At 71.3% G+C, this 24914-nt stretch carries 26 protein-coding genes and 3 pseudogenes; 14 read left to right on the top strand and 15 right to left on the bottom strand.

Going from position 1 to position 24914, the window contains the following annotated elements; genetic code table 11:
- Positions 1-244: 244 nt before the first annotated feature.
- The gene (locus tag AB0N07_RS27650) at positions 245-1831 is read left to right on the top strand and encodes an ABC-F family ATP-binding cassette domain-containing protein (RefSeq protein ID WP_365839523.1); all 1587 of its coding nucleotides are present in this window, start codon (positions 245-247) and stop codon (positions 1829-1831) included.
- Between the two features lie 18 nt (positions 1832-1849).
- On the opposite strand, the gene AB0N07_RS27645 is transcribed toward AB0N07_RS27650, so the two are convergent.
- Positions 1850-3283, bottom strand: coding sequence for an NAD(P)/FAD-dependent oxidoreductase (locus tag AB0N07_RS27645; RefSeq protein WP_365839521.1), 1434 nt, complete (start codon positions 3281-3283; stop codon positions 1850-1852).
- Positions 3284-3404: 121 nt separating this feature from the next.
- Here AB0N07_RS27645 and trxA point away from each other — a divergent pair, with 121 nt between their 5' ends.
- The gene (trxA, locus tag AB0N07_RS27640) at positions 3405-3791 is read left to right on the top strand and encodes a thioredoxin (protein WP_099933232.1); all 387 of its coding nucleotides are present in this window, start codon (positions 3405-3407) and stop codon (positions 3789-3791) included.
- A 9-nt stretch (positions 3792-3800) separates the two neighbouring features.
- Here the strand turns inward: trxA and AB0N07_RS27635 are convergent, their stop codons facing one another.
- The 4 genes from AB0N07_RS27635 to AB0N07_RS27620 form a co-directional block, all read right to left on the bottom strand.
- On the bottom strand, positions 3801-5237 hold the full coding sequence (locus AB0N07_RS27635) for a benzaldehyde dehydrogenase (RefSeq protein ID WP_365839518.1): 1437 nt from the start codon (positions 5235-5237) through the stop codon (positions 3801-3803).
- 30 nt (positions 5238-5267) lie between these two features.
- The gene (locus tag AB0N07_RS27630; RefSeq protein ID WP_365839516.1) at positions 5268-6446 is read right to left on the bottom strand and encodes a 4-hydroxybenzoate 3-monooxygenase; all 1179 of its coding nucleotides are present in this window, start codon (positions 6444-6446) and stop codon (positions 5268-5270) included.
- Positions 6447-6463: 17 nt separating this feature from the next.
- On the bottom strand, positions 6464-7513 hold the full coding sequence (locus AB0N07_RS27625; RefSeq protein WP_365839514.1) for a LacI family DNA-binding transcriptional regulator: 1050 nt from the start codon (positions 7511-7513) through the stop codon (positions 6464-6466).
- 61 nt (positions 7514-7574) lie between these two features.
- Positions 7575-8255 (bottom strand): helix-turn-helix domain-containing protein, encoded by a 681-nt coding sequence (locus AB0N07_RS27620; protein WP_365839512.1) that lies wholly within the window; start codon positions 8253-8255, stop codon positions 7575-7577.
- 102 nt (positions 8256-8357) lie between these two features.
- On the opposite strand from AB0N07_RS27620, the gene AB0N07_RS27615 reads away from it, so the two are divergent.
- Complete coding sequence (locus tag AB0N07_RS27615) at positions 8358-8921, top strand: NAD(P)H-dependent oxidoreductase (RefSeq protein WP_365839510.1); 564 nt, start codon at positions 8358-8360, stop codon at positions 8919-8921.
- Between the two features lie 89 nt (positions 8922-9010).
- Here AB0N07_RS27615 and AB0N07_RS27610 read toward each other — a convergent pair whose 3' ends face one another.
- Positions 9011-9913 (bottom strand): LysR family transcriptional regulator, encoded by a 903-nt coding sequence (locus tag AB0N07_RS27610; protein ID WP_365839508.1) that lies wholly within the window; start codon positions 9911-9913, stop codon positions 9011-9013.
- Between the two features lie 114 nt (positions 9914-10027).
- Here AB0N07_RS27610 and AB0N07_RS27605 point away from each other — a divergent pair, with 114 nt between their 5' ends.
- Entirely contained in the window at positions 10028-10246 is a 219-nt protein-coding gene (locus tag AB0N07_RS27605; protein WP_365839506.1) for a hypothetical protein, read from the top strand.
- On the opposite strand, the gene AB0N07_RS27600 is transcribed toward AB0N07_RS27605, so the two are convergent.
- Both AB0N07_RS27600 and AB0N07_RS27595 read right to left on the bottom strand, forming a co-directional pair.
- Entirely contained in the window at positions 10222-11103 is an 882-nt protein-coding gene (locus tag AB0N07_RS27600; protein WP_365839504.1) for an LLM class F420-dependent oxidoreductase, read from the bottom strand. The genes AB0N07_RS27605 and AB0N07_RS27600 overlap by 25 nt on opposite strands.
- A gap of 83 nt (positions 11104-11186) precedes the next feature.
- Positions 11187-11351 carry a hypothetical protein gene (locus AB0N07_RS27595; protein WP_365839502.1) on the bottom strand — a complete coding sequence of 55 codons (165 nt, stop codon included), beginning with the start codon at positions 11349-11351 and terminating at the stop codon, positions 11187-11189.
- Positions 11352-11513: 162 nt separating this feature from the next.
- On the opposite strand from AB0N07_RS27595, the gene AB0N07_RS27590 reads away from it, so the two are divergent.
- Positions 11514-12488 carry an alpha/beta hydrolase gene (locus AB0N07_RS27590; RefSeq protein ID WP_365839500.1) on the top strand — a complete coding sequence of 325 codons (975 nt, stop codon included), beginning with the start codon at positions 11514-11516 and terminating at the stop codon, positions 12486-12488.
- A 97-nt stretch (positions 12489-12585) separates the two neighbouring features.
- On the opposite strand, the gene AB0N07_RS27585 is transcribed toward AB0N07_RS27590, so the two are convergent.
- Complete coding sequence (locus tag AB0N07_RS27585) at positions 12586-13119, bottom strand: 2'-5' RNA ligase family protein (RefSeq protein WP_365839498.1); 534 nt, start codon at positions 13117-13119, stop codon at positions 12586-12588.
- 135 nt (positions 13120-13254) lie between these two features.
- On the opposite strand from AB0N07_RS27585, the gene AB0N07_RS27580 reads away from it, so the two are divergent.
- From AB0N07_RS27580 to AB0N07_RS27570, 3 genes and pseudogenes are all read left to right on the top strand, one after another.
- Positions 13255-13713, top strand: a complete 459-nt coding sequence (locus AB0N07_RS27580; protein WP_365839496.1) for a MarR family transcriptional regulator — start codon at positions 13255-13257, stop codon at positions 13711-13713.
- A gap of 172 nt (positions 13714-13885) precedes the next feature.
- Positions 13886-15097 (top strand): MFS transporter, encoded by a 1212-nt coding sequence (locus AB0N07_RS27575; RefSeq protein ID WP_365839494.1) that lies wholly within the window; start codon positions 13886-13888, stop codon positions 15095-15097.
- 64 nt (positions 15098-15161) lie between these two features.
- Positions 15162-15595 (top strand): annotated as a pseudogene (locus tag AB0N07_RS27570) (hypothetical protein).
- 3 nt (positions 15596-15598) lie between these two features.
- Here the strand turns inward: AB0N07_RS27570 and AB0N07_RS27565 are convergent.
- Entirely contained in the window at positions 15599-16519 is a 921-nt protein-coding gene (locus tag AB0N07_RS27565) for a LysR family transcriptional regulator (RefSeq protein WP_365839492.1), read from the bottom strand.
- Positions 16520-16662: 143 nt separating this feature from the next.
- On the opposite strand from AB0N07_RS27565, the gene AB0N07_RS27560 reads away from it, so the two are divergent.
- Complete coding sequence (locus tag AB0N07_RS27560) at positions 16663-17910, top strand: MFS transporter (protein WP_365839490.1); 1248 nt, start codon at positions 16663-16665, stop codon at positions 17908-17910.
- A 94-nt stretch (positions 17911-18004) separates the two neighbouring features.
- On the opposite strand, the pseudogene AB0N07_RS27555 reads toward AB0N07_RS27560, so the two are convergent.
- A pseudogene (locus AB0N07_RS27555) lies at positions 18005-18271 on the bottom strand (diaminopimelate decarboxylase); the annotation flags it as partial.
- A 13-nt stretch (positions 18272-18284) separates the two neighbouring features.
- Positions 18285-18620 (bottom strand): SAV_915 family protein, encoded by a 336-nt coding sequence (locus AB0N07_RS27550; protein ID WP_365839488.1) that lies wholly within the window; start codon positions 18618-18620, stop codon positions 18285-18287.
- 378 nt (positions 18621-18998) lie between these two features.
- Here AB0N07_RS27550 and AB0N07_RS27545 point away from each other — a divergent pair, with 378 nt between their 5' ends.
- The 5 genes and pseudogenes from AB0N07_RS27545 to AB0N07_RS27525 all read left to right on the top strand — a co-directional run.
- Entirely contained in the window at positions 18999-19976 is a 978-nt protein-coding gene (locus AB0N07_RS27545) for an MmgE/PrpD family protein (RefSeq protein WP_365839486.1), read from the top strand.
- Positions 19973-21163 (top strand): CaiB/BaiF CoA-transferase family protein, encoded by a 1191-nt coding sequence (locus tag AB0N07_RS27540; RefSeq protein ID WP_365839484.1) that lies wholly within the window; start codon positions 19973-19975, stop codon positions 21161-21163. The genes AB0N07_RS27545 and AB0N07_RS27540 overlap by 4 nt, the downstream gene beginning before the upstream one ends.
- 25 nt (positions 21164-21188) lie before the next feature.
- Positions 21189-22355, top strand: a complete 1167-nt coding sequence (locus AB0N07_RS27535; RefSeq protein WP_365839482.1) for an acyl-CoA dehydrogenase family protein — start codon at positions 21189-21191, stop codon at positions 22353-22355.
- Entirely contained in the window at positions 22348-23094 is a 747-nt protein-coding gene (locus tag AB0N07_RS27530; protein ID WP_365839480.1) for a GntR family transcriptional regulator, read from the top strand. Before AB0N07_RS27535 ends, AB0N07_RS27530 begins: the two co-directional genes overlap by 8 nt.
- Positions 23095-23146: 52 nt before the next feature.
- Positions 23147-23251 (top strand): annotated as a pseudogene (locus AB0N07_RS27525) (electron transfer flavoprotein subunit beta); the annotation flags it as partial.
- On the opposite strand, the gene AB0N07_RS27520 reads toward AB0N07_RS27525, so the two are convergent.
- The 3 genes from AB0N07_RS27520 to AB0N07_RS27510 form a co-directional block, all read right to left on the bottom strand.
- A complete protein-coding gene (locus AB0N07_RS27520; RefSeq protein ID WP_365839478.1) occupies positions 23251-23595 on the bottom strand; it encodes a metalloregulator ArsR/SmtB family transcription factor in 345 nt (114 codons plus the stop codon). The pseudogene AB0N07_RS27525 and the gene AB0N07_RS27520 sit on opposite strands and share 1 nt — an antisense overlap.
- Complete coding sequence (locus AB0N07_RS27515) at positions 23592-24050, bottom strand: SRPBCC domain-containing protein (protein ID WP_365839476.1); 459 nt, start codon at positions 24048-24050, stop codon at positions 23592-23594. Before AB0N07_RS27515 ends, AB0N07_RS27520 begins: the two co-directional genes overlap by 4 nt.
- Before the next feature lie 133 nt (positions 24051-24183).
- A complete protein-coding gene (locus tag AB0N07_RS27510) occupies positions 24184-24891 on the bottom strand; it encodes an SDR family oxidoreductase (RefSeq protein ID WP_365839474.1) in 708 nt (235 codons plus the stop codon).
- Between the last annotated feature and the right edge of the window lie 23 nt (positions 24892-24914).

Genomic DNA, 24914 nt, shown 5'->3' with positions numbered 1-24914 from the left:
TCTACCAGCGGTCCCGTTCGTCATTCACCGCAGGGCCAGCACGCCCACCCGCGCCTGGACAGCGCCCCAGCCAGCCTTAACTTCCCGGCCTTGGCGCAAGGAGGCATGCGCGTCAAAAAATCCCAGGCGCCCGTCCGGCCGCCACCGCTACGCTGGCCGCATGTCCACGCCCCGAATCTCCTAGCTACAGGACCCGCTTTCACGCCACCCGTGTGTCCTCTTTGCTTGCTTCGGAGCGTTTCTCATGATCACCGTTCGTGATGTCGACGTGCGCGTCGGCGCCCGTCTGCTGCTGTCCGGCATCTCCTTCCACGTTTCCCCCGGCGACCGCATCGGCCTGGTGGGCCGCAACGGCGCCGGAAAGACCACCCTGCTCAGCACCCTTGCCGGCACGCTGCGTCCGGCCGCAGGGACCGTCGCCCGTACCGGTGCGGTCGGCCACCTGCCGCAGGACTCGCGAGCAGCCGACGCGGCGGTCACGGTCACCGACCGCATCCTGTCCGCGCGCGGCCTCGACGAGGCCGTACGCGACCTGCGGTGTGCCGAGGCGGCGATGGCCGACGGGTCGGAGCGGGCGATGGACGCCTATGTGCGGGCGGAGGCCGAGTTCGAGGCCCGTGGTGGGTATGCGGCGGAGGCCGAGGCGGCTCGGATCGCCGCCGGGCTCGGCCTGCCGGACGACCTGCTCGGCCGGCCGCTCGGTGCGCTGTCGGGCGGGCAACGCCGCCGGGTGGAACTGGCCCGCATCCTGTTCGCGGACCACGGCACCCTGCTGCTCGACGAGCCTACGAACCACCTGGATGTGGACGCGATCGCGTGGCTGCGCTCGTTCTTGAGGAGCCATCACGCGGGGATGGTCCTGATCAGCCACGACACCTCCCTGCTCGCCGACACCGTCAACCGGGTCTTCCACCTGGATCCGCAGCGCGCCGCGATCGACGTACACAACACCGGCTGGGACACCTACCTCGCCCAGCGTGCGGCCGACGAGCGGCGGCGGGCGCGGGAGCGGGCAGGCGCGGAGCGCAAGGCGGCGTCGCTGCACACGCAGGCGAACAAGATGCGCGCCCGCGCGTCGACGGCGGTGGCCGCGAAGAACATGGCCCGGCGGGCCGACCGCCTGCTGGCCGAGCTCGAACCGGTGCGGCGCGCGGACAAGGTGGCCCGCATCCGACTGCCCGAGCCCGCACCGTGCGGGCGGATCCCGCTGGGTGCGATCGGCCTGACGAAGTCGTACGGCGGTCAACAGGTCCTCAGCAGCGTGGATCTGTCGGTCGAGCGGGGCAGTCGTCTGGTGGTCCTCGGGCCCAACGGGGCCGGAAAGACCACCCTGTTGCGGATCCTGGCCGGTCAGGTCGCGCCCGACGGCGGCAGGCTGGTGCCCGGGCCCGGGTTGCGGCTCGGCTACTTCGCTCAGGAACACGACACGCTGGACGCCGAGTCGACGGTCGGCGCCCATCTCGCGTCGGCCGCGCCGCACCTGACGGACGGCGAAGTCCGCGGTGTGCTGGGCTCGTTCCTGTTCAGGGGGGACGACGTCCACAAGCGCGTCGAGGTCCTGTCCGGCGGGGAGAAGACCCGCCTCGCCCTGGCCGCCCTGGTCCACTCCGGCGCGAACGTGCTGCTCCTGGACGAGCCCACCAACAACCTGGACCCGGCCTCCCGCGCCGAGGTCCTGGCCGCGGTGGGCACGTATCCGGGCGCGATCGTCATGGTCACCCACGACGAGGCCGCCGTCGCGGCGCTGCGCCCGGACCGGGTGCTGCTGCTGCCGGAGTCCGAGGAGGACCTGTGGAACGAGGACTACCTGGAGCTGGTGGTGTCCGCCTGAAGTCCCGTTCCCGGGCCGTCAGTTGTCGCGGTACGCCTCCAGCAGCCGCAGCCACACCTCGCTGATCGTCGGGAACGACGGCACCGCGTGCCAGAGCCTGCTGATCGGGACCTGGCCGGCGACCGCGATGGTCGCCGAGTGGATGAGTTCGCCGACGCCGGGGCCGACGAAGGTGACTCCGCGCAGGATCTCCTCGTTCAGGTCCACGACCATGCGGGCGCGGCCGCGGTAGCCGTCGGCGTACAGGCCGGCACCGGATGCGGAGGTCATGTCGACGTCCACGGCCCGTACCCGGTGGCCGGCCTGTTCCGCCTCGGCGAGGGAGAGGCCGACGGCGGCCGCCTCCGGGTCGGTGAAGACGACCTGGGGTACGGCGTGGTGGTCGGCGGTGGCGGCGTGGGCGCCCCAGGGGTCCGACTCCAGGAGCGGAACGCCGGAGGCGCGGGCGGCGATGGCGGCGCCCGCGATGCGGGCCTGGTACTTGCCCTGGTGGGTCAGGAGGGCGCGGTGGTTGACGTCGCCGACCGCGTAGAGCCAGTCGGTGCCGGTCACACGCAGGCTGTCGTCGACCGGAAGCCAGCTGCCCGGCTCCAGGCCCACCGTGTCCAGTCCGATGTCGCCGGTCTTCGGGCGGCGGCCGGTGGCGAAGAGGATCTCGTCGGCCTCGATGCGGTCTCCCTGGTCGGTCAGCACCACGACCGTGCCGTTCTCGCGAGTGACCGACTCGACCGAGGTGCCGGTGCGGACGTCCGCGCCGGCCTCGGTGAGGGCCTCGGCGACCAGTTCCCCGGCGAAGGGTTCCATGCGGCCCAGCAGGCCCTTGCCGCGGACCAGGACGGTGACCTGGGAGCCGAGGGCCTGCCAGGCGGTGGCCATCTCGGTGGCGACCACTCCCCCGCCCACCACGACCAGACGGCCGGGCGCCTCCTGCGCGCTGGTGGCGTTCCGGCTGGTCCACGGCTTGACGTCGGCCAGACCCGGCAGGTCGGGCAGTACGGCGTCGGTGCCGGTGCAGACGGCGACGGCGTGCCGGGCGGTGAGCACCTTCTGTCCGCCGTCGGAGCCGGTGACGGTCACCGTGCGCGGGCCGGTCAGGCGGCCGTGGCCGCGGTGGAGGTCGGCGCCGATGCCGTCCAGCCAGCCGGCGGCGCCGTCGTCGTGCCAGTCGGAGGTGTAGTAGTTGCGGTGCGCGAGGACCGCGGCGGCGTCGAGGGGGCCCTGCACCGACTGGCGCAGGCCGGGCACCCGGCGGGCGTCCGCGCGGGCGATGACCGGGCGCAGCAGGGCCTTGCTGGGGATGCAGGCCCAGTACGAGCACTCGCCGCCGACCAGCTCGCTCTCCACGACCGCGGTGGACAGGCCGGCCGCGCGGGTGCGGTCGGCGACGTTCTCCCCCACGGGGCCGGCCCCGAGCACCACGACGTCGTACGCGATGGTTTCCGTTTCCGTCATGGGGTCAGTCTGGTGGGTGGTGTGGCCTCAGGCCACAGGGGTAGGGGCGCGGAATACGTGACCGGCCGGCCGCGTTGTGCCGACGGCTTCGCCCCGACAGCAGGAAGAGGGATTTCAGGTCATGAGCAGCACCGTGGAGCTCACCAAGGAGAACTTCGACCAGACGGTCACGGACAACGACTTCGTCCTGATCGACTTCTGGGCGTCGTGGTGCGGGCCGTGCCGTCAGTTCGCGCCGGTCTACGAGAAGGCGGCCGAGGACAACCCGGACCTGGTGTTCGGCAAGATCGACACCGAGGCGCAGCCGGAGCTGGCCGCGGCCTTCGGTATCCAGTCGATCCCGACGCTGATGATCGTCCGCGACCAGGTCGCGGTGTTCGCGCAGCCGGGCGCGCTGCCCGAGGCCGCCCTGACGGATGTCATCGGCCAGGCCCGCAAGCTGGACATGGACGAGGTCCGCAAGGCGGTCGCGGAGCAGCAGGCGCAGGCCGAGCAGAACGGCCAGTAGTCACCCGGATCAGAACGGGTACGGCGCCACGTCACCGCGCACCGTCGTCCAGCGCACGTCGGTGAAGGCCTCCAGGTTGGCCTCGCCGCCGAAGCGGGCGCCGGTGCCGGACGCGGCGATGCCTCCGAAGGGGGCCACGGCCTCGTCGTTGACCGTCTGGTCGTTGATGTGGACGATGCCGGTCGGGATGCGTTCGGCGAGGTCGAGGCCGCGAGCCGTGTCGCGGGTGACGATGCCCAGGGACAGGCCGTACTCCCCCGCCGAGGCCAGGGCTGCCGCCTCGTCGGCGGTGGCGAAGGACCGTACGGGAGCGACCGGGCCGAAGACCTCTTCGGCGTAGGCGGGGCTCTGGTCGTCGACGCCCGCGAGAACCGTCGGCCGGTAGAAGAGGCGGTCGTGGGTGCCGCCCGCGGCCAGTTTGGCGCCGCGGGAGGTGCTGGCCTCGACCAGGCCGTGCACCTTGGCGAGCTGGTTGTCGTCGATGATCGGGCCGAGGTGGACCTGCTCGCGGTGCGGGTCGCCGACGGCGAGGGAGTCGGCCTTGGCGGCGAGGCGCTCGACGTACTCCTCGTAGAGTGACTGGTGCACCAGGTGGCGGCCGGTCGTCATGCAGATCTGGCCCTGGTGGAAGAACGAGCCCCAGGCGGCCGTGGAGATCACCGCGTCGAGGTCGGCGTCCTCGAGGACGACCATGGCGGAGTTGCCGCCGAGTTCCAGGTGGACGCGCTTGAGGTGGCGGCCGCCCGCCTCGCCGACCGCGCGGCCCGCTGCCGTGGAGCCGGTGAAGGAGATGACGGGGACCTTCGGGTCGGCGACCAGCGCCTGGCCGACGTCCGGGCCGCCCGGCAGGACGTGCAGCAGGTTCTCGGGCAGGCCGGCCTCGGCGAAGACCGCGGCGAGGGAGAGCCCGCCGCAGACCGCCGTGCGCGGGTCCGGCTTCAGCACGACCGCGTTGCCCAGCGCGAGGGCCGGGGCGACCGAGCGGATCGAGAGGATCAGCGGGGCGTTGAAGGGGGAGATCACGCCGACCACGCCGACCGGGATGCGTCGCGTGTACGACAGCCGGGGTGCCTCGCTGGGCAGGATCTGTCCGGCCGGGCGGGAGGCGAGGGCGGCGGCCTCGTAGCACTCCTGGGCGGCGACGTGCAGCTCGAATTCGGCCTTGCCGGGGATGGAGCCGGACTCGCGGACGAGCCATTCGCGCAGCTCGTCGGCGTGCGCGGCGAACAGGTCGCCGGCCTTGCGCAGGACGCCGGCGCGGACGAAGTGCGGGACGCGGGCCCACTCGGTCTGAGCGGTGCGGGCGGCCTCGGCGGCCGTGCCGACGTCCTCTGCCGAGGCGAGGGTGACGGTCGCGAGGGTGTCCCCGGTGGCGGGCTCCGTCACGGCGTATTCCGGTCCCGACAGGTGTCGGGGCTGCCAGGTCTTCGGGTCGAGCAGCGGCATGACGGCTCTCCGTTTCGTCACCGGCGGGACTCAGGTCGTCAGCGGAAGTCCCGTGTAGTTGGCGGCCAGTTCGGCGGCCGCGTGGCGGGATGCGGCGATCCGGCGCAGACGTGTCAACTGCAGGCGGTTCTCGAACGCATCCCCATCTGGTTGAGCATGCAACATCTTAGTCATGTCGTAGGAGAAGCGCGTGGCCTGCCACACTCGTGCGAGGCAGATCTCCGAATAGGTGTCGAGGAGTTGCTCGGATCCGCTGCGGTGCAGCTCGGCGAAGGCGCGGGCGAGGACACGTACGTCGGAGACGGCGAGGTTGAGGCCCTTGGCCCCGGTGGGCGGCACGATGTGGGCGGCGTCGCCGGCCAGCAGCAGCCTGCCGTGGCGCAAGGGTTCGTGGACGTAGCTGCGCATCGACGTCACGGACTTGGCGGTGATCGGGCCGCGGTGCAGGGTCCAGTCGGCGTCGACGGCGAAGCGCGCGGCGAGTTCCTCCCAGATGCGGTCGTCGGGCCAGTCGTCGGGGTCGGTGTGGTTCGGGACCTGGAGGTAGAGGCGGGACAGGTGCGGGGAGCGCATGCTGTGCAGGGCGAAGCCGCTCTCGCCGCGGGCGTAGATCAGTTCGTCGCAGGACGGTGCCACGTCGGCGAGGATGCCGAGCCAGGAGTACGGGTAGTCGTGCGCGTACGAGCGGCTGCTCGCGGCGGGGAAGGTGTCGCGGGAGATGCCGTGGAAGCCGTCGCAGCCGATCACCCAGTCGCAGGTCAGCGTCTGCTCGCGGCGCTCGTGCAGGAAACGCACGACGGGCGAGGCGCTCTCCGGCTTCTCGATCGCGAGGGCCTCCGCCTCGAACAACAGGGGTGGCCCGTCGGTCAGTTGGAGGGCGACGAGGTCTTTGACGATCTCGGTCTGGGCGTAGATGGTGACGGTGCGGCCGCCGGTGAGGGCCGGGAAGTCGATGTGGTGGCGTTCGCGGTCGAAGCGCAGCTCGATGCCCTGGTGCACCAGGCCTTCGGCGTTCAGGCGGTCGGCGACGCCTGCCTCGCGCAGGGCGTCGACGGTGCCCTGTTCCAGCATTCCGGCGCGCTGACGGTGCTCGACGTACTCGCGGGTCCTGGCCTCCAGGACGACGCAGTCGATGCCCGTGCGGTGCAGCAGCCGGGCCAGGAGCAGCCCGGCGGGGCCGCCGCCGATGATGCCGACCGTCGTGCGCATGGGCGCCTCCCGGGGGTTCAGCTGGAGTCGCGGTGGACCACCGTGGCTCCCAGCACCTTGTGCGTCTCGGGCGCGGCACCGGGGTTGCGGACCGCGCGGTCGACCAGTTCGGCGAGGTCGCGGCCGGACGGCAGCTCGATGTGGACCGTGCTCAGCCGGGGCCTGAGCAGCCGGCCGAGCATGAGGTCGTCGGCGCCGATCACGGCCGTGTCCTCCGGGATGCGCACCCCCGTGTCCTGCAGGGCGCGCATCAGCAGCATCGCGTACTCGTCGTTGTACGCGAACACGGCGTCCAGGTCGAGCTCGCGCCAGCGGGCGGCGAGGCGCGCGGCGGATTCCTCCTCGTAGCCGAGGGGCAGTTCGGTGACGGTGGCGTCGATGGCGCGCAGGGCGCGGCGCACTCCGTCGAGGCGGGGCAGGGAGAAGGACTCCAGGCCGTCCTCCTCGGGCACGACGACGCCGATGCGGCGCCGGCCGCGGTCGAAGAGGTGGCTGCCGGCGCAGTGGCCGACGGCCTCGTGGTCCATCAGCAGGGCGTGGGCGCCGTCGACGGAGTCGGGGCCGAGGGTGACGACGGCCCGGGCGCCGGAGCGCTTGAGCAGGGTCACGCCCTGTGGAGTGAGGGAGCCGGGGCCGGGCACCAGGACGGCGACCGGGCGCAGTTCGGCCCAGGCGCGGGCGGCCTCGTCGCCGTGCACGCCTACGGAGCCGTACTGCACGACCGTGTAGTCGAGGCGGCCCAGCGCCCACTGCAGCTCGCTGATGAACTGGCTGTAGAGGGGGCCGACCGGGAAGCTCGGCGCGGGCATCAGGACCATGCGGCTGTGTCCGGCGCGCAGGCTGCGGGCGGCCGCGTGCGGCACATACCCCAGTTCCTTGGCGGCCTCGTGGACACGGCGGCGCGTGGGCTCGCTGATCCGTACGGCGCCGGCGTTGTTGAGGACGTAGGAGACGGTCGCGCGCGAGACGCCGGCCAGGCGGGCCACATCTGCGCTCGTGGGCACGGAGCGCGGTGCGGGCGACGAGGACGCGGGCGTTTTCGGTATCTGCACCATGACGTACGGCATCTTTGCAGAACCTGTGGCCGAGACCACAGGCGGGGCGTCACCGACCGCGGCCGAGCGGGACTCAGCAGGGCGGGCCGCTGCGGGTGACGCGGTCGACCAGGTCGATCCAGCCCTTCTCCAGGCGCTCCAGGGGCATGCCGCACTGCTCGGTCAGATGGTGGATCAGGGCGGGATCGAGATAACCCATAAGAGTCTGGGCGAGGAGTTCGCAGTCGGCGTCCGGGGCGATCTGCCGCAGCAGGATCGTGACATGTGTGTGCAGCGCCCTGATCGAGGGGTGGGCGAAGCGGCGGGTGGATTCCGGCTGGGCGGCCAGTTGCAGGTCCAGCTGCTCGACCGAGCGATACAGCACCGCCACCCCGAACGCGCGCAGCCGCTCGATCGCCGGCGCCCCGGGGCCCAGCGGCGGCGGTCCGCCGAGGAAGTCGGCCTGCAGCTTCCTCGACGAATGGTCGAGCAGCGCCGTCAGCAGCCCGGTGCGGTCGCCGAAGCGGCGGAAGACGGTGCCCTTGCCCACATTGGCCGCCGCGGCGACCGCCTCCATGGTGACCCCGGCCGCCCCGTGCTCCGCGATCAGCCGGGTGGCCGCCTCCAGCAGCCGGGCCCGGTTGCGGGCGGCGTCGGCGCGCAGGCACGGCTCGTCCCCGGCGGAGCTGAGCTGCAGCAACTCAGGCTCGCCGGTGGGCTCTTGAGGCCTCGGGAAGGGCGGCAGCGTGGCGGACATGAAGACAGCGTAAAGCATCGGGAACAAAACTGGACCGCGGTCCGGTTAGGGTGCTACAACAATAAACGGACCTTGGTCCGGATCGTAACGGCAATGTTTCAGCATCCTCTGGAGTACTCCATGTCTGTTCGCATCCTTGCGCTCGTCGGCAGCCTTCGCGCCGGTTCGCACAACCGCCAGCTCGCCGAGGCGGCCGTCAAGCTCGCCCCTGAGGGCGCGGACGTCGTGCTGTTCGAGGGCCTGGCCGAGATCCCCTTCTACAACGAGGACATCGACGTCGAGGGCAGCGTCCCGGCCGCCGCCACGAAGCTGCGCGAGGCCGCGCAGGACGCCGACGCGTTCCTGTTCTTCTCCCCCGAGTACAACGGCACCATCCCGGCCGTCCTCAAGAACGCCATCGACTGGCTGTCCCGCCCCTACGGCGCCGGCGCCTTCGGCGGCAAGCCGGTCGCCGTGGTCGGCACCGCCTTCGGCCAGTTCGGCGGCGTGTGGGCGCAGGACGAGACCCGCAAGGCCGTGGGCATCGCCGGCGGCAAGGTGCTGGAGGACGTCAAGCTCTCCATCCCCGGCTCCGTGGTCCGCTTCGCCGAGACCCACCCGGCCGACGACGCCGAGGTCGCCGCGCAGCTGACCGAGGTCATCGCCCGCATCCACGGCCACGCGGACGAGGCCGCTGCCGCCTGAGTCGGCGCAACCTGCAGCAGAACCTGAAGGGCCGGAGCAAAAGCTCCGGCCCTTGTGTGCGTCAGGTCCGGATGTCGGCCACTTCCGTGTCAGGCCACGGCCGAGGGTGCCAGTTCGCGCAGTTCCTCCAGTGCGGCCGCGACCGCGGGCCGTTCCCGGGCGCCCCGGCGGGTGCAGGTGAGCAGCTTGCGGTGCGGGTTGCCGGTGCAGCGCACGCGGGTGATCGGCAAGTGCCCGGTCAGCTGGGCCAGCCGTGGGATCAGTGCGACGCCCAGGCGGCTCGCGACCAGGTGGGCCGTGACGTTCCAGTCCAGCGCGTGATGGACGATGCCCGGGCTGAACCCGGCCTCGCCGCAGGCGGACAGCACGTGCGGGCGACAGGGGCTGTCCGCCACCGGGGCGATCCAGTCCTCGTGCGCCGCGTCGGCCAGGTCGACGCGCGCACGCCCGGCCAGCGGGTGGTCCTCGGGGACGACGAGGTCGAACGGGTCGTCCAGGAGCGGCTGCTGGTCGAAGCGGGCGTCGCCAAGAGGCGGGTTGTGCGGGGTGGCCTCGACGACGGCCAGGTCGGTGTCCCCCTCGAAGAGCAGGTCGAAGCTGTCGAGGACGCCGGCCTCCTGGATGCGCACGGAAAGCCGCGGATGGCGCTCGTGCAGCCGGACCGCCATCGGCGCCAGCAGCACCGAGATGGCCACCGGGAACCCGCTCACGCGCAGCGGCCCGGCAGGAGCGTGTTCGGCGCGCAGGTCCATCTCGGCCTGCTCCCAGCGGGCCTGGATCGCGTCCGCATGCGCGAGCAGGCTCTCGGCGGCCGGGGTGAGCCGCACCCCGCGGCCCTGCGGTTCCAGCAGGTCGACACCGAGGTCACGGGCGAGCTGGCGGATCTGCTGGGAGGCCGCGGACGTGGTGAAGTGCAGGGCGCGGGCGGCCGCGGTGACCGTGCCGTAGTGGGCCACCGCCCGCAGCACGTGCAGTCGGCGCAGGTCAATCATGAAGCCCAGGCTTCAAGGTCGGGTCCACAAAGTCAACCTGGACGTGTACGGATGCTGCGCTGCACCCTGGCTGTGTCGCGACGGTCCACCAGTCAGGACGTACGAGGAGTTGCCATGACCAGCACGACCGGCACCGGCTGCCCGCACTGCGGTTGGCCGGACGACGCCGAGCCCTTCCAGGTGGTGTCGAGGCACAGCACCGCGGCGGGCCGCACGGAGTGGACGCGTTGCGGCTGCGGCTCGCTGCAGGTCCGGGTGGTCGACGGCTGCGGGATGCGCGTCGTCTCGCGCAGTGGTCCCGCGGAGCCTCACTCCAGCCCGGCCAGCCGTTGAACGGCCGGGGCCGCGAAGCTCTCGATCCACGCCGCGGGCTCCCCGAGACGCGGCACGAGGATCACGGTGTCCAGGCCGAGCTTGGTGTAGCCCGAGATGTCCCGCGTGAAGGCGTCCAGGTCGCCGGCCGTGGCCGACTCGCCCATGTAGGCGACCGTCTTCCGGATCCGGTCGTAGTCGCGCCCCTCGGCCTCGCAGTGCCCACGCAGCACGTCGAGCTTGTGGCGGACCTCCTCCGGCGAGGTCGCGAACAGGTTGCAGGCATCGCCGTACCGGGCGACCAGGCGCAGGGTCTTCTTCTCGCCCCCGCCGCCGATCATGATCTCGGGGTGGGGGCTGCTGACCGGCGCCGGTACACACAGGGTCTCGGCCAGTTCGTAGTGCTTGCCCTCGAAGGGGCCGTTGGCCTGCGGGTCCCACATCTGCAGACAGATCCGCAGTGTCTCCTCCAGCCGTTCGAAGCGCTCGGCGAGCGGCGGGAACGGTACGCCGAGGCCTTCGTGCTCGCGGTCGTACCAGGCCGCGCCGATGCCGAGGGTGGCGCGGCCGCCGGACAGGACGTCAAGCGTGGTGGCGATCTTGGCGAGCAGGCCGGGATGCCGGTAGGTCACACCGGTCACCAGCGCCCCCAGCTGAACGGTGGAGGTGCGGCCCGCGAGATAGCCGAGGGTCGTGTAGGCCTCCAGCATGGGGTCCTCGGCACCGCCGTTGAACTCCATCTGGAAGTAGTGGTCCATGACCGACAGCCTGCTGATCCCGGCCGCCTCGGCCGCGGCGCCCGTCGCGGCGAGCTCGGCGCCGAGGGCGGGTCCTCCGCCGCTGTGGTTGAACCGGTTGATGTGTACGCCCACCCGCATGACCGTCTCCGTCCGCCTGGACCCTTGCCGTCCCCGGAGACGCTAGAACTTCGAGCGCTCTCGAAGTCAAGACGGCCCCGCCCTCAGCGTGTGAACCCGAGGGTGATCGACAGGCCGTGGCTGAGGTGGACCAGCTTCTTCAGCAGCCCGCCGATCAGGAAGTACAGCTGCCTTGCCCGCCGCCGCCATGTACATAGGTGCTGCTCCTGGTGCAGGTGGGGGATGTGACAGCGTTGTCGGCGAGCCATGCCCTTTCCACCCCTCGCAGGTGAACAGAGGGTCATGAGCGGATATCGGGCGGTCACCCGCCGTCCGGCGGGCAGATTCCGCCGGACGGCGGAGGTCCGTGCGGGGGCCGGGGCATGAATCATGTCGGCCAGAGCCGCCGCGCCGTGCGTGAGGAGACAGTCATGACCCTGGTCCCGCCCCCGTTCGATCCCGAACTTGCCGCAGCACTCGAGCTGATCAAGGACGCGATCCAACCCGGTCTCACCCTCGACGAGATCGACCTGGTGCGCCAGGGCCCGGGCATCGAGATGCTCGCCCAGCTCGACCTGACCGCGGACGGGTTCTTCGAGGTCGAGGACCGCACCGTGCCCGGCCCCGAGAACGCACCCGACATCTCCCTGCTGGTCTGCCGCCCCGCAGCATCGCCGACCGCCGGTCCGCGGCCCGTCGTCTACCACGTCCACGGCGGCGGCCTGGTCATCGGCAACAACAGGGTCGGTGTGGACGTACCCCTCGCGTGGGCGCAGCAACTGGACGCGGTCGTGGTGTCGGTGGAGTACCGGCTGGCACCGGAGCATCCCTATCCGGCGCAGATCGAGGACGTGTACGCCGGTCTGCTGTGGACGGCGGAGCACGCCGAAGAGCTCGGTGCCGACCCGGAGCGGATCGTGATCGCGGGCGCCAGTGCGGGCGGCGGGCTGAGTGCGGCGCTGGCCCTGCTGACCCGGGACCGCAAGGGCCCGCGGCCGCTGGGCCAGGTGCTGATGTGCCCGATGCTGGACGACCGCAACGACAGCCCGTCCACGTACCAGATGGCGGGCCTCGGCCTCTGGGACCGCACCGCCAACGAGACCGGCTGGACGGCGCTGCTGGGCGAGGAGCGCGGCGGGGCGGACGTACCGCCGTACGCCGCGCCCGCCCGCGCCGAGGACTTGTCCGGCCTGCCCCCGGCCTTCCTCGACGTCGGTTCCGCGGAGACCTTCCGCGACGAGACGGTGGCCTACGCCTCCCGGATCTGGCAGGCCGGCGGAGTGGCCGAGCTCCATGTGTGGCCGGGCGGCTTCCACGGCTTCGACGGCTTCGCCCCCCAGGCAACGCTGTCCCAGGCGGCCCGGGCGGCCCATCTGGACTGGCTGCGGCGGTTGCTGGCGCAGTAGCGGGGGCGCGGGCGGCGGTCGGGAGTCCGGACGATATCGGCGAGGCCGGTGCGGCGGCCAAGGGGTTTCGGGCGACGTGGGCGTGGATCCCGGGCTGCTACCGGAGGGCGAACGACGCCCGGTGCAGCCAGGTGGTGCCGTCGTAGGCCACGAGGTCGACCGTGGGCACGCGAGCTGCGAAGGGGAGGGCGGGACGCAGGCCGGCCTCGATCTCGTCCAGTACGGCTTCGTCCTGGCCCTGGGCGACCGTGAGATGCGGATGGGGGTCGTACTTTCCGCCGTACGGCGGGGCTTCCGGCCAGCGCTCGACGACCGCCTCGGTGAGCCTGCGGAACGGAGCGTCGGGGGTGGGCGCGAGGTAGAGCACCCCGGGAAACCGTCCGGATTTCTCGAACCACACCTCGAAGGAGGGGTGGCGCCCGAAGATCTCGTCCAGGGCGGCGCAGGTCCCGGCGTCCACGAGGGAGGCGGGCAGGAAGGGGAAGAGCACTGTGACGTGGGCCGGTACACCGGATCGGGCCGCCGGGTCGAAACGGTCCCGCCACTCCCGGACCACCGCTTCCGCCTCGGGTACGGGTACGACGAGCGCCGTCTGCCCCGCTACGAAACGACTGGATTCCTCGTCTGCCATGCCATGGGTGTACCAGGCGGAAGGCGGAGAACGCGACCCGACACCCCTTGCGCACGCGCCCTACCGGCCCCCGCCGACAATTTCACAGATGCCCTATCCTGGACCGCAGACACTTCGGGACGGAGGACCCAGCCCATGACCGCGACGGATCCGGCACTCACCGCGCTCGCATCGAGCTGGTCCGCCCTGTCGCTGTTGCACGGCAGGATCGAGGCCCACATCGAGCGCGCCCTGCAGGCCGGGCACGATCTGAGCGTGCGCGAATACTCCCTGCTGGACGTGCTGAGCCGCCAGCACGACGGGGAGGGCGGACACCTGCAGATGAAGCAGGTCGCCGACGCGGTGGTCCTCAGCCAGAGCGCCACGACCCGGCTGGTCACGCGCTTGGAGGACCGCGGGCTCCTGACCCGCTACCTGTGCCCCACCGACCGGCGCGGCATCTACACCAACGTCACCGAGCCCGGCCTCCGGCTCCTGGAGGAGGCCCGTCCGACCAACGAGGCGGCCCTGCGCGAGGCCCTGGACGAGGCCGCCCAGAGCCCGGAACTCGCCCCGCTGGTCCAAGCCGTCGAGACGCTTCGCGTTCCTGCCTGACCTCCAGACCCCCGCCGCCGGAGTCGTCGCTGCGGGGGTTCTCCCATGCGCCAATACTTGCAGACACCTACTACCCGCCCCAGCCATTCGATGCGATTGCATCTATAGCGCGTCTGCAACTATTGTCGACGCCTGTAAGCGTTACGCGCAATCGCTTGGAAAGGTGGTTCCCATGCCTCTCGCCCTCCTGGCCCTGGCCATCGGGGCCTTCGGGATCGGCACCACGGAATTCGTGATCATGGGCGTGCTGCCCGAGGTCGCGGGTGACTTCGGTGTCTCCATCCCCACCGCCGGCTGGCTCGTCTCCGGCTACGCCCTGGGCGTCGTCTTCGGTGCGCCCCTGCTGACGGTCCTCGGCACCAAGGTCTCCCGCAAGAAGATGCTCATGTTCCTCATGGGCCTTTTCGTGGTGGGCAACATGCTGTCCGCGTTCGCACCCACCTTCGGCCTCATGCTCGTCGGCCGGGTGATCGCCTCCCTCGCGCACGGCGCGTTCTTCGGCATCGGCTCCGTGGTCGCGGCCGGCCTGGTCGCGCCGGAGAAGAAGGCGTCCGCGATCTCCCTGATGTTCACGGGCCTGACCGTCGCCAACGTCGTGGGCGTCCCGCTGGGCACCTACATCGGCCAGGCCGCCGGATGGCGGGTCACCTTCACCGCGGTCGCCGCGCTGGGCATCGCGGGCCTCGTCGGGGTGGCGAAGCTGGTGCCCGAGCTGGGCCGTCCGGAGTCCGGCACCATCCGTACCGAGTTCGCCGCCTTCCGCAATGTGCAGGTCTGGATCGCGATGGCGATGACGGTCCTCGGCTTCGGCGGGGTGTTCGCCGCGATCACCTACATCACGCCGATGATGACGGAGGTCGCCGGTTACTCGGCCGGTGCGGTGACCTGGCTGCTGGTGCTGTTCGGAGCCGGGATGTTCCTGGGCAACCTGGTGGGCGGCCGGTTCGCCGACCGTGCCCTCATGCCCATGCTGTTCACCGCGCTCGGTGCCCTTTCCCTGACACTGCTGCTGTTCACGGCGACCGCCCACAACAAGGTTCTCGCCGCCGTCACCCTGACGCTGATCGGTGCGCTGGGCTTCGCCTCCGTGCCCCCGCTGCAGAAGTGGGTGCTCGACCAGGCCTCGGCCGCCCCGACGCTGGCCTCCGCCGCAAACATCGGTGCCTTCAACCTCGGCAACGCACTGTCCGCCTGGCTCGGCGGTCTCGTCATCTCCGCCGGGCTCGGCTACACGGCGCCGAGCCGGGTCGGTGCCCTGCTGGCCGGCAGCGCGCTGCTCCTGTCCTTCCTGGCGGCCTTCCTGGACCGCCGCACCCGTCCGGCCGGCCGTGTCGTGGCCGCGTCCGCACCCGCCGAGCACATCCCGGCCGCCGCACGGCACTGATCCACCAACTCGCAAGGAACGCAACGAACATGCCCCCACCGTCGCCCTCGACAACGGCGTCGAGATCCCCCAGCTCGGCTTCGGCGTCTTCCAGGTCCCCGACGCCGGGACCACCTTCGCGGTGAGCGCCGGGTACCGCGGCATCGACACGGCCGCCGTCCACGGCGACGAGGCCGGAGTCGGCACCGCCCTCGCCTCCTCCGGCATCACCCGCCGGGAACTGTTCGTCACCACCCAGCTGCAGAACGCCGACCAGGGCCCACTCCGGGCCCGCGACCCGTACCGGGAGTTCTGGCAGGCCATCGAGAAGCTTGCGGGCGACGGCCGCATCCGCGCGGTCGGCGTCTCCGACGTGTTGATCCCGAAGTCCGTCCCACCCGCCCGCATACGCGAGAACATCGACGTCTTCGACTTCGCCCTCGGCGACGAGGAGGCGGCGCGATCGCCGTCATGGTCCGGGGGCTGCGCACCGGCCCCGACCGGGACACCCGCAACTGACCGTCACTGGGCCCATTTCGGGGTCCAGGTGTCGGCGTCCCGCCGGGCTGTGCCGAGGTGGGCGCGGAGCGAGGCCAGCGCCGGATGCAGGTTGTCGGCGCGCCAGATCAGCGAGTGCGGGTAGACGGGCGTCGGGTCGCGCACGGGGATGCGACGCAGGTCGTGGTCGGCCGGCCAGACCATGCGGGTCTGTACGCCGACGAAGGTCGCGAGCAGCGAGGAGTCGGCGATGGTGTCGAGGAGCGGTTCGGTGCCGAAGTCGGGACCGGTGACCTCGATGGTGAAGCCGAAGGCCGCGGCCAGGTCGTCGTAGTAGGCGGCCCATTCGGTGCCCGCGACGTTGCCGGGCATCCAGATCCGGTGCCCGGCAAGCTGGGCCGGGGTGACGGCGCGGGCCGAAGCGAGCGCGTGCCGGGGTCCGGTGAGGAGTTCGAGGGGCTCGTCGTGGACGCGGGCTGCCTCGATGCCCTCGGGCAGCTGCCGCGCGGGAAGCGTGAGAGCGCGGAAGGACGCGTCGATGGTGCCGGAGCGCACCGCGGAGATCGCCGCGTCGGCGTCGAAGAGCGTCACGACGTCGAGGGCCGAGTCGGGGTGGGCGCGGTGGAAGTCCCGGACCAGGTCGGCCGGGGCGAGCCGGCGGCCGATCACGTCGACGCGCAGGGCGCGACGACCGGGCCGTACGGAGGCGGCGGCGCGTTCCTCGGCCTGCAGGAGTTCGCGGGCGTGGGGCAGGAAGACCTGGCCGTCGACGGTGAGCTGGGCGCCACGGGCCGTGCGGGTGAACAACCGCGCGCCGAGGTCCTTCTCCAGCGCGGCGACCCGCTTGGACACGGCCTGCTGGGTGACGTCCAGGCCGAGGGCGGCCTCCCGGAACTGTCCCGCGTCGGCGACGGCCACGAAAGTGCGCACTGCGTCGATGTCCACGTGCACCTTTCTACAACGTCCGGTTGTCCGTCGGTCTACAACTTCCGGTTGTCGGGTGACCGGCGCGTCGGTTGTTTGCCCCGGCGCCGTGTGACCGGCTTTGATGTCGCCGGTCGGGATTCGAGCGGAGCGGGGAGGCCGGTATGCGGGGCGGGCGGGCGCTGGGGCGGCAGTTCGGGTGGCTGTGGGGGGCGTACGCCGTCAGCGCGGTCGGCACATGGCTCGCCTTCGACTCGTTCTCGCTGATCGCGGTGATCGTGCTGCATGCCGGGGCGACCGAGGTGGCGGTGCTGTCGGCGGCCGGGCTCGCGGTGGGGGCGGCGGTGGCGACGCCGCTCGGGCCGTGGATGGAGTTCCGTCGCAAGCGGCCCGTGATGATGTCCATGGATCTGGTCCGCTGTGGGGTGCTGCTGACCGTTCCGGTCGCGTTCGCGCTCGGCGCGCTCACCTTCGTACAACTTCTGGTTGTGTCGATCGTCGTCGGCGCGGCCGACATCAGCTTCACCGCGGCGAGCGGGGCCTTCGTCAAGTCGTTGCTGCCGCCGGAGGACCTGCTCGCTGCGAACGCGCGGTTCGAGGCGACCCAGTGGACGGCGACCATTCTCGGGCCGCCCTTGGGCGGCGCCGCGATGGGCCTGTTCGGGCCGGTGATGACCGTGGTCGCCAATGCGGTGAGCTTCCTGCTGTCGGCCGTCGGGATCCGCGCGATCGGCGGGACCGAGACGCATCCCGTACGGCCGGAGCGAGGGCGGGCGCCCGCCGGCAGCCTGCTCGAAGGATGGCGGTACATCCTGGGCCATCCGACGCTGCGACCGATGTTCTTCAACACCGTGCTGTACAACGCCCTGATCATGGTGTCGCTTCCGCTGCTCGCCGTGCTGATGGTCGGCGATCTCGGCTTCGCGGCGTGGCAGTACGGCCTGGCCTTCTCCGTACCCAGCGTCGGCGGCCTGATCGGCTCGCGGCTGGCGCGCCGGCTCGTGCCGCGGTTCGGAGAGCGCCGGGTACTGCTCGTCTCGGGGACGCTGCGCGCGTGCTGGCCGATCGGCCTCGCCTTCGTCGGGCCCGGCACGGCGGGGCTGGTGCTCGTCATGGTCGTGGAGCTGGGGGTGATCGTGTCCTGTGCCGTCTTCAACCCGGTGTACTCCACCATTCGGCTGCGGCAGACGGACACGGGCCGGGTGGCGCGCACGCTCTCCGCGTGGTCGGTCACCACCAAGGCGACGACCGCCGCGATGACCGCCCTGTGGGGCCTGCTGGCCGGCCTGACCGGCCCCCGCGCGGCGATCGCCGCCGCCGGCGTCCTTGCCCTGGCCACCCCGCTGCTGCTGCCCCGCCGTATCGCGGGCCCCGCGGAGATGGCTCAGCCGAGCGTCGGCGAAGCGGCCTGAGCCGTCGCCAGGACATGGATCCAAGGTGCTCCGATCCATCGGGTTCCGTGAGGAGTTGCCGCTCATCGCGGCGGGCAAGGTGGTGAAGGACCAACATCCAGTGGATCATCGCGCGGCGCAGGAACGCCTTGGCCGCGTACAGGATCTCGGTGTCGGGGAAGGCGTTTCGATAAGTGCGGCAACGGTCGCGGACCTCGGCCTCGTCGAGGACGTAGACGGGTGTGCCGAAGCGGTCGGCGATCTCGGCGAGCGGTACGCCGCCCACTGCCAGGTCGCCCGGCCGGAGCTCGGTGGTGGACGCAGGCCAGACCGAAAGGTCGCCGTCGACTGTGGTGACGGAACTGCCGTGAACGGTGGTCATGATGGCCTCCCTCTCAGCCGACGCGTACAGCGAACGCGGGAACGACGGGGCTCACCGGACCGGCCGCCCGGGCCGTGAACTGGGGATTCACCGTAATGGTGGTGACGCCGAGCGGTTCGGTCAGCGCGCGCAGAGCCGGCTCGGCGAGCCTGATCCACGGCTGCCCGGGCCCGAGCGCCGCGGTCAGCCGGCTCTCGGAGGTGAAGGCGACAGCCGTACGGTCGCCGAGAGGTGTGCGGAAACCACGCGTCACACACCCCGAAGGTCCCGGCCGGACGGGAACGAACAGGGGTCCGGCCGGGAACCGATCAGAGGGTTCCGGGTCTTCGCCACACAGGATCTCTGCCATGGAACGCCTCCAAGAGACGGGGGCCCGAGCGGGGTCCGGGCCGGGCAGGTGGCTGGGCGCCCCGAACGCGGGGAGGCGGAACGGGACGCACCCATGACGCTATGCCTGCCCGCCCCGGTGATCCGCCGGCTCATGACGCAACGCTGACGGGCATCGGGCAGACACTGACGTGGCGTTGACGCCGGCGGCGAGGGCCGGCTGGTTCTCAGCCCGACACGTCGTTGTGTACAAATTCCCACCAGGGTCCCGATGTCTGCTCCGACACATCGCCATGGTGCGCCAAGACACAGGTCATGGCGCTGACGACAGCGTTGACAGGGTCACGGATTTGGCCGTACAAATCCGAGCAGAGGCAGGTATCCAATCCCTGGGGGACCGTTGACCGTCGCCCGCGCCCTCGCCCAGTGGGCTCACGCGTACCGCGCGACGCCGGACGACCTGGCGCTCGCCGAGCGGGCCCTGGCCGTCGCGTCGGCCGCCCGTGCGCATCAGCGCGGCGTCACCGCTCCGCTGCCGGACGCGGCACGCCGGGCGGCCATGGCGCACGTACTCGACTTCGACGATCTGCACACCGACACCACCACGCACATCTCCGTGGTCACCGACCCGGCGGTGCTCGCGGCCGGCGGTGGCGCGCGGGCGTATCTCGCCGGTGCGGGAGTCATGGCACGGCTCGGGGCGATGCTCGGCCGGTGCCACCACGCGGCGGGCCGGCATGCAACCTGTACCGCGGGTGCCCCGGCCGCTGCGGTCGCGGCCGGGCTCGCCCCCGGCCTGGACGTGACGGGGCTCGCCACCGCGATGGCGCTCGCCGTGCCCGCCGCCGGCGGCGGGCAGGAGGCCTTCGGGGCCCACGGCAAGTCGCTGCAGGTCGGGTTCGCGGCCGAGGCGGGCGTACGGGCGGCACGGCTGGCGCGGGCGGGCGCCACCACCGATCCGCGGGTTCTGGAGGCCTGGCTGAAGCGGGTCGGCGGCCAGCCCGCCGCGGACTTCCCCGCGTCCCCGGCCGTCCCCCGAGGCCTGGCCGCCAAACTCTTGCCCTGCTGCTACGCCATGCAGCGGCCCATCGCCGCCCTGCGTGAGGTGCGCGACCAGGTCCGCGGTGTGGTCACCGCCGTCACCGTGACCACACCGGCGGGAACCGTCCATCCGCTCGTCGCTCGCGTCCACGCCGACCTGCTGCCGGGCGAGATCGGCTCCCTCCTCGACGGCCGGGTCTCCCCGCGCATCGCCCTCGCCGACGGCAGTGAGGTGCACACCGAGCCGGCGCTGCCGGACGGGCCGACGTGGACGAGCGCGGCCGAGGTGCTGCGGAAGCACTTCGCGTACATCCCCTACGAGGGCCAGGAGGCATGACGGTGCAGCAGCTTCCCCTGTCGGGCATCACGGTGGTCAGTCTGGAGCAGGCCGTGGCCGCTCCCTATGCCACCCGGCAGCTCGCCGATCTCGGCGCCCGGGTCATCAAGGTGGAGCGGCCGGGCGAGGGCGACTTCGCGCGCCGTTACGACACGACGGTGCACGGCCACTCCAGCTATTTCGTCTGGCTCAACCGCTCCAAGGAGTCCCTCACACTGGACCTGAAGGCCCCGCAGGGCATCGAGATCCTGCACCGACTCCTCGACGGCGCCGACGTGTTCGTACAGAATCTCGCGCCCGGCGCCGCCGGCCGGCTGGGTCTCGGCGTCGACGCACTCGCCGAGCGCTATCCGCGGCTGATCCCGTGCACGGTCTCCGGCTACGGCACGAGCGGGCCGTGGGCCGACCGCAAGTCGTACGACCTGCTGGTGCAGTGCCAGACCGGCCTGGTCTCGCTCACCGGAACCGCGGAGGAGACGGCGCGTGTCGGGATCTCCGTCGCCGACATCGCGGCCGGGATGTACGCCTACACGGGCGTCCTCACCGCCCTGTACACGCGGGCCACCACCGGCCGGACGCACCCGGTGGAGGTGTCCCTGTTCGAAGCACTGGCAGATTGGATGGGCCAGCCCGCGAACTACACGCGCTACGGCGGCAGTCAGCCCGCCCGGCTCGGCACCCAGCACGCCACGATCGCACCGTACGGCGCCTTCGCGACGGCCGACGGCAAGCAGGTGCTGTTCTCCATCCAGAACGAGCGCGAGTGGGCCGTCCTGTGCACGCACTTCCTCGGCCAGCCGGGGTTGACGAATGATCCGCGCTTCGCGACGGGCTCCGACCGTGTCGCACACCGCGACGACATCAACGCGATCGTCGCCGAGCGCTGCGCCCGCTCCGACGCCGAGGAACTCCTCAAGGACCTCGAGGACATCGGCATCGCCTGCGCCGGAGTCAACGACGTCGCCGCGTTCCTGGACCATCCGGTGCTGGCCGCCCGCGAGCGCTGGCGCGAGGTGGCCGTGCCCGGCGCGACGGTGCAGGCGCTGCTCCCACCGGCCGACCTCGCGGGCATCCCCGCGCGCATGGATCCCGTGCCGGCGGTGGGCGAGCACACGGACGCGATCCTCACCGGTCTCGGCCTCTCCCCCGACGACATCCGTGCGCTGCGCGCCGACGCCGTCATCTGACCCCCGAGATGTGGAGTTGCGCCCCATGAGCGTCCTGGACATCCTCTCCGACGACGAACGCCTCGTCGTCCGGACCGTGCGGGAGTTCGTCGACAAGGACGTCAAGCCCGTCGTCCGGCAGCTGGAGCACACCGACACCTATCCCGAGAACCTCATCGAGCGGATGAAGGAACTCGGCATCTACGGCCTGGCCATCCCGGAGGAGTACGGCGGCAACCCGGTCTCCACACCGTGCTTCGTACTCGTCACGGAGGAACTCGCGCGCGGCTGGATGAGTCTGGCCGGAGCGATGGGCGGGCACACCGTCGTCTCCAGACTCCTCGTGCTGTACGGCACGCAGGAGCAGAAGCAGCGGTATCTGCCGAGGCTGGCGACCGGGGCGGTACGCGCCACGATGGCGCTCACCGAGCCGGGCGGCGGCTCTGACCTCCAGGCGATGACGACGATCGCGCGCCGCGAAGGCGGGGAGTACGTGGTCAACGGGGCGAAGACCTGGATCACCAACTCCCGCCGCGCCGGCCTCATCGCGCTGCTGTGCAAGACCGATCCGGCCGCCGGCCCCCGCCATGCGGGCATCTCGGTCCTGCTCGCCGAGCACGGCCCGGGCCTCGTCGTCTCCCGCGATCTGCCCAAACTCGGCTACAAGGGCGTCGAGAGCTGCGAATTGTCCTTCGAGGACTACCGCGTACCGGCCGACGCCCTGCTGGGCGGCGAGGAGGGCCACGGCTTCGCCCAGATGATGAAGGGGCTGGAGACCGGGCGGCTGCAGGTCGCCGCCCGGGCGCTCGGCGTGGGGCGAGCGGCCCTGGAGGACTCGCTGCGCTACGCCCAGGAACGGGAGTCGTTCGGCAAACCCATCTGGCGCCACCAGTCCATCGGCAACTACCTCGCCGACATGGCCACCAAGCTCACGGCCGCCCGCCAACTGACCCTGTACGCGGCCCGGGAGGCCGACGCCGGGCACCGGGTCGACATGGAGGCGGGCATGGCGAAGCTGTTCGCCTCGGAGACGGCGATGGAGATCGCGCTCGACGCGGTACGGATTCACGGCGGTCACGGCTATTCGACGGAGTTCGACGTGGAGCGGTATTTCCGCGACGCGCCCCTGATGATCATCGGCGAGGGCACGAACGAGATCCAACGAAACGTGATCGCCGCGCAGTTGGTGGCAAGGGGCGGTCTGGATGGCTGAGCGACCGCAGCGGGAGAGCACGTACTCGCGGCTCGGGAGAGAGTTGCGGGCGGCGATCCTGCGGCACGACTACCCGGACGGGGTCCGGCTGCCCACCGAGGCGGAGCTGGCCGGGAACTACGGGGTGAGCCGGCAGACCGTGCGCCGGGCGTTCCAGGACCTCGTGGCCGAGGGACTGGTCTACCGCGTGCCCGGGCGCGGCACGTTCGCCACGCCCCGGGAAGAGCAGTACCTGCGGCAGTTCGGCTCGGTGGACGACCTGATGGGGCTGTCCATCGACACCCGTATGGACGTCGTCACACCTCTGCACCGACGGGTCGACGTCGACGCGGCCGGACGACTGGGCCTGAACACGGACCGGGTGCACAAGCTCGCTTTTCTACGGCTGCACGAGGACGTCGCGTTCTGCCACACGTCGGTCTGGCTGCCGCCCGCCGTCGGCCAACTGCTGCAGTCCGTCGATGAGTTGACGCTGCCAGGTACACCGAACGCCTTCACCGTCATCGGTCTGCTCGACCAGCGGCTGCCCGAACCGATCGCCGAGGCCGAGCAGAGCATCACCGTCGCCGAGGCCTCGCCGGAGATCGCCGAACACCTGGGCTGTGAACCGGGCCGCGCGCTGCTGCGCATCGACCGCGTCTACCAGACGGTCGCCGGTCAGCTCGTCGAACTGGCCATCAGCCACTTCCTGCCGGAGCACTACTCGTACCGCGTGCGGCTGCGGCGCAGCGGTCGGTGATGCCTACAGCTGCCTGTCCATGCCCAAGGATGTCTGCAAAGGAGAAGGCATCTTGAGCTTGAGGATCGTTGTCACTGTGAAGTACGTGCCCGACGCCACTGGCGACCGGCGCTTCGCCGATGACCTGACCGTCGACCGGGACGACGTGGACGGTGTTCACGACGGTTCTTCCTGCTCCGCGAGGTCCTTGATCGCGTCGAGGCGGCGGTCCCACTGGGCGGCGAGGGCGTTCAGCCAGCGGGTCGTGCGCTCCAGGGGCTTCAGGTGCGCTTCGTAGCGGACTTCCCGTCCGGTGCGGTGGCCGCGGACCAGGCCGGCGCGGTCGAGGACGGCCAGATGCTTGGCCACCGCCTGGCGTGTCACGGGCAGGGCTGCGGCGAGCGAGGTGGATGTCGCGCCGCCTTCACCGACGAGGGTGTTGAGGATCTGCCGGCGGATCGGGTCTGCCAGCGCCAGCAGGACGTCCTCGGGGGCCTGTTCGCCCTCCTGCGTGCCGGTCATGCCTTGGTGTGCTCGCACTGGGTGCGCAGGCGGTCGAGCTTGCCGGGCCAGTTCAGGCTGTTGGCGCGGTGGCGGTCGGCCGCCTCTTCGACCGGCAGCCCGAGGTGAGCGAAGCCGGTCTCGGTCATCGTGAGCCGGGTACCTGCCGTTGCCTCATCCGCAGTGAGGGTGAACTCGACGAGCGTGGCGTTGGCGTCCGCCGGTTCTTCGCCCGGGGCGCCCTGAGACCAGCGCCAGGAGAAGGTGTGCGGCGGCTCGACCGTCTCGATACGGGCAGGGATGGCACCGTGGACGCCGTGGTCGAACAGCAGCAGCCCGCCCGGTCGCAGGTCGATCTTCACGGGTTCCCCGTTGCCGAACCAGTCTCCCAGGAAGGCCGGTTCGGTCAGTACCGACCAGACCCGTTCCGCGGAAGCGTTGATCACGATGGTCCGTTCGATGGAGTCGGGAATCACGGCAACCTCGTCTCGTCCGAATGCGCTACCCAACGGTTGCACATCCATGCCCGCATACGCAACCACATGGTTGCGCATGCGGTCGGGCCGACGGCGTTTCGTGGCCGGCGCGCTCACCAGGGCGCGGGCCGCGTCACCACGGCAGAGGGCCGTTGACGTCGAAGAAGCCGCCGGTCGGGCCGTCAGGGGCGGTCTGCGCCATGCGCACGATGATCCGGGCGGCCTGCTCGACGGTCTGGGTGCCGGTGTTTCCGTTGAGGTCCGTCTTGGTGAAGCCAGGCTCGACGGAGTTGATCCGCATGTTCGGGAAGGCCTTCGCGAACTGCACGGTGAGCATGTTGACCGCGGTCTTGGACGTCGGGTAGGCGACGCCCGGGTAGAAGTGCGCGGGGTGGTCGGGGTCGGAGAGATGGGTCAGCGAGGCGAGGCCGCTGCTGACGTTGACCACCACCGGCGCGGCCGAGCGCTGCAGCAGGGGCAGAAAGGCGTGGGTGACGCGGACGACGCCGAAGACGTTCGTCTCGAAGGTGTTCCGCATCTGGTCGGCGGTCACGGTCTCGGCGGTGGGCACGCTGTTTCCCTCGCCACGGGTCTCGATCCCGGCGTTGTTGATCAGTACGTCCAGTCCGCCGTCGGCCTCGATGGCCTTGGCCGCGGCCTCGACCGTGGCGTCGTCGGTGACGTCGAGCAGGACGAAGCGTGCGCCCAGCTGTTCGGCGGCCCGGCGTCCGCGCTCGGCGTCGCGGGCCCCCACGTACACGGTGTGACCTGCGGCGATGAGCTGGCGGGCGGTCTCGTGGCCGATGCCCTTGTTGGCTCCGGTGATCAGTGTTGTCGTCATGCGTCCAGACTGCCCCGGGCCAC

This window comes from Streptomyces sp. NPDC051172, assembly GCF_040682555.1.
GTDB lineage: Bacteria > Actinomycetota > Actinomycetes > Streptomycetales > Streptomycetaceae > Streptomyces.
The sequence above is the reverse complement of the archived record's forward strand: the minus strand, read 5'-3'. Positions and strand labels throughout refer to the sequence as shown.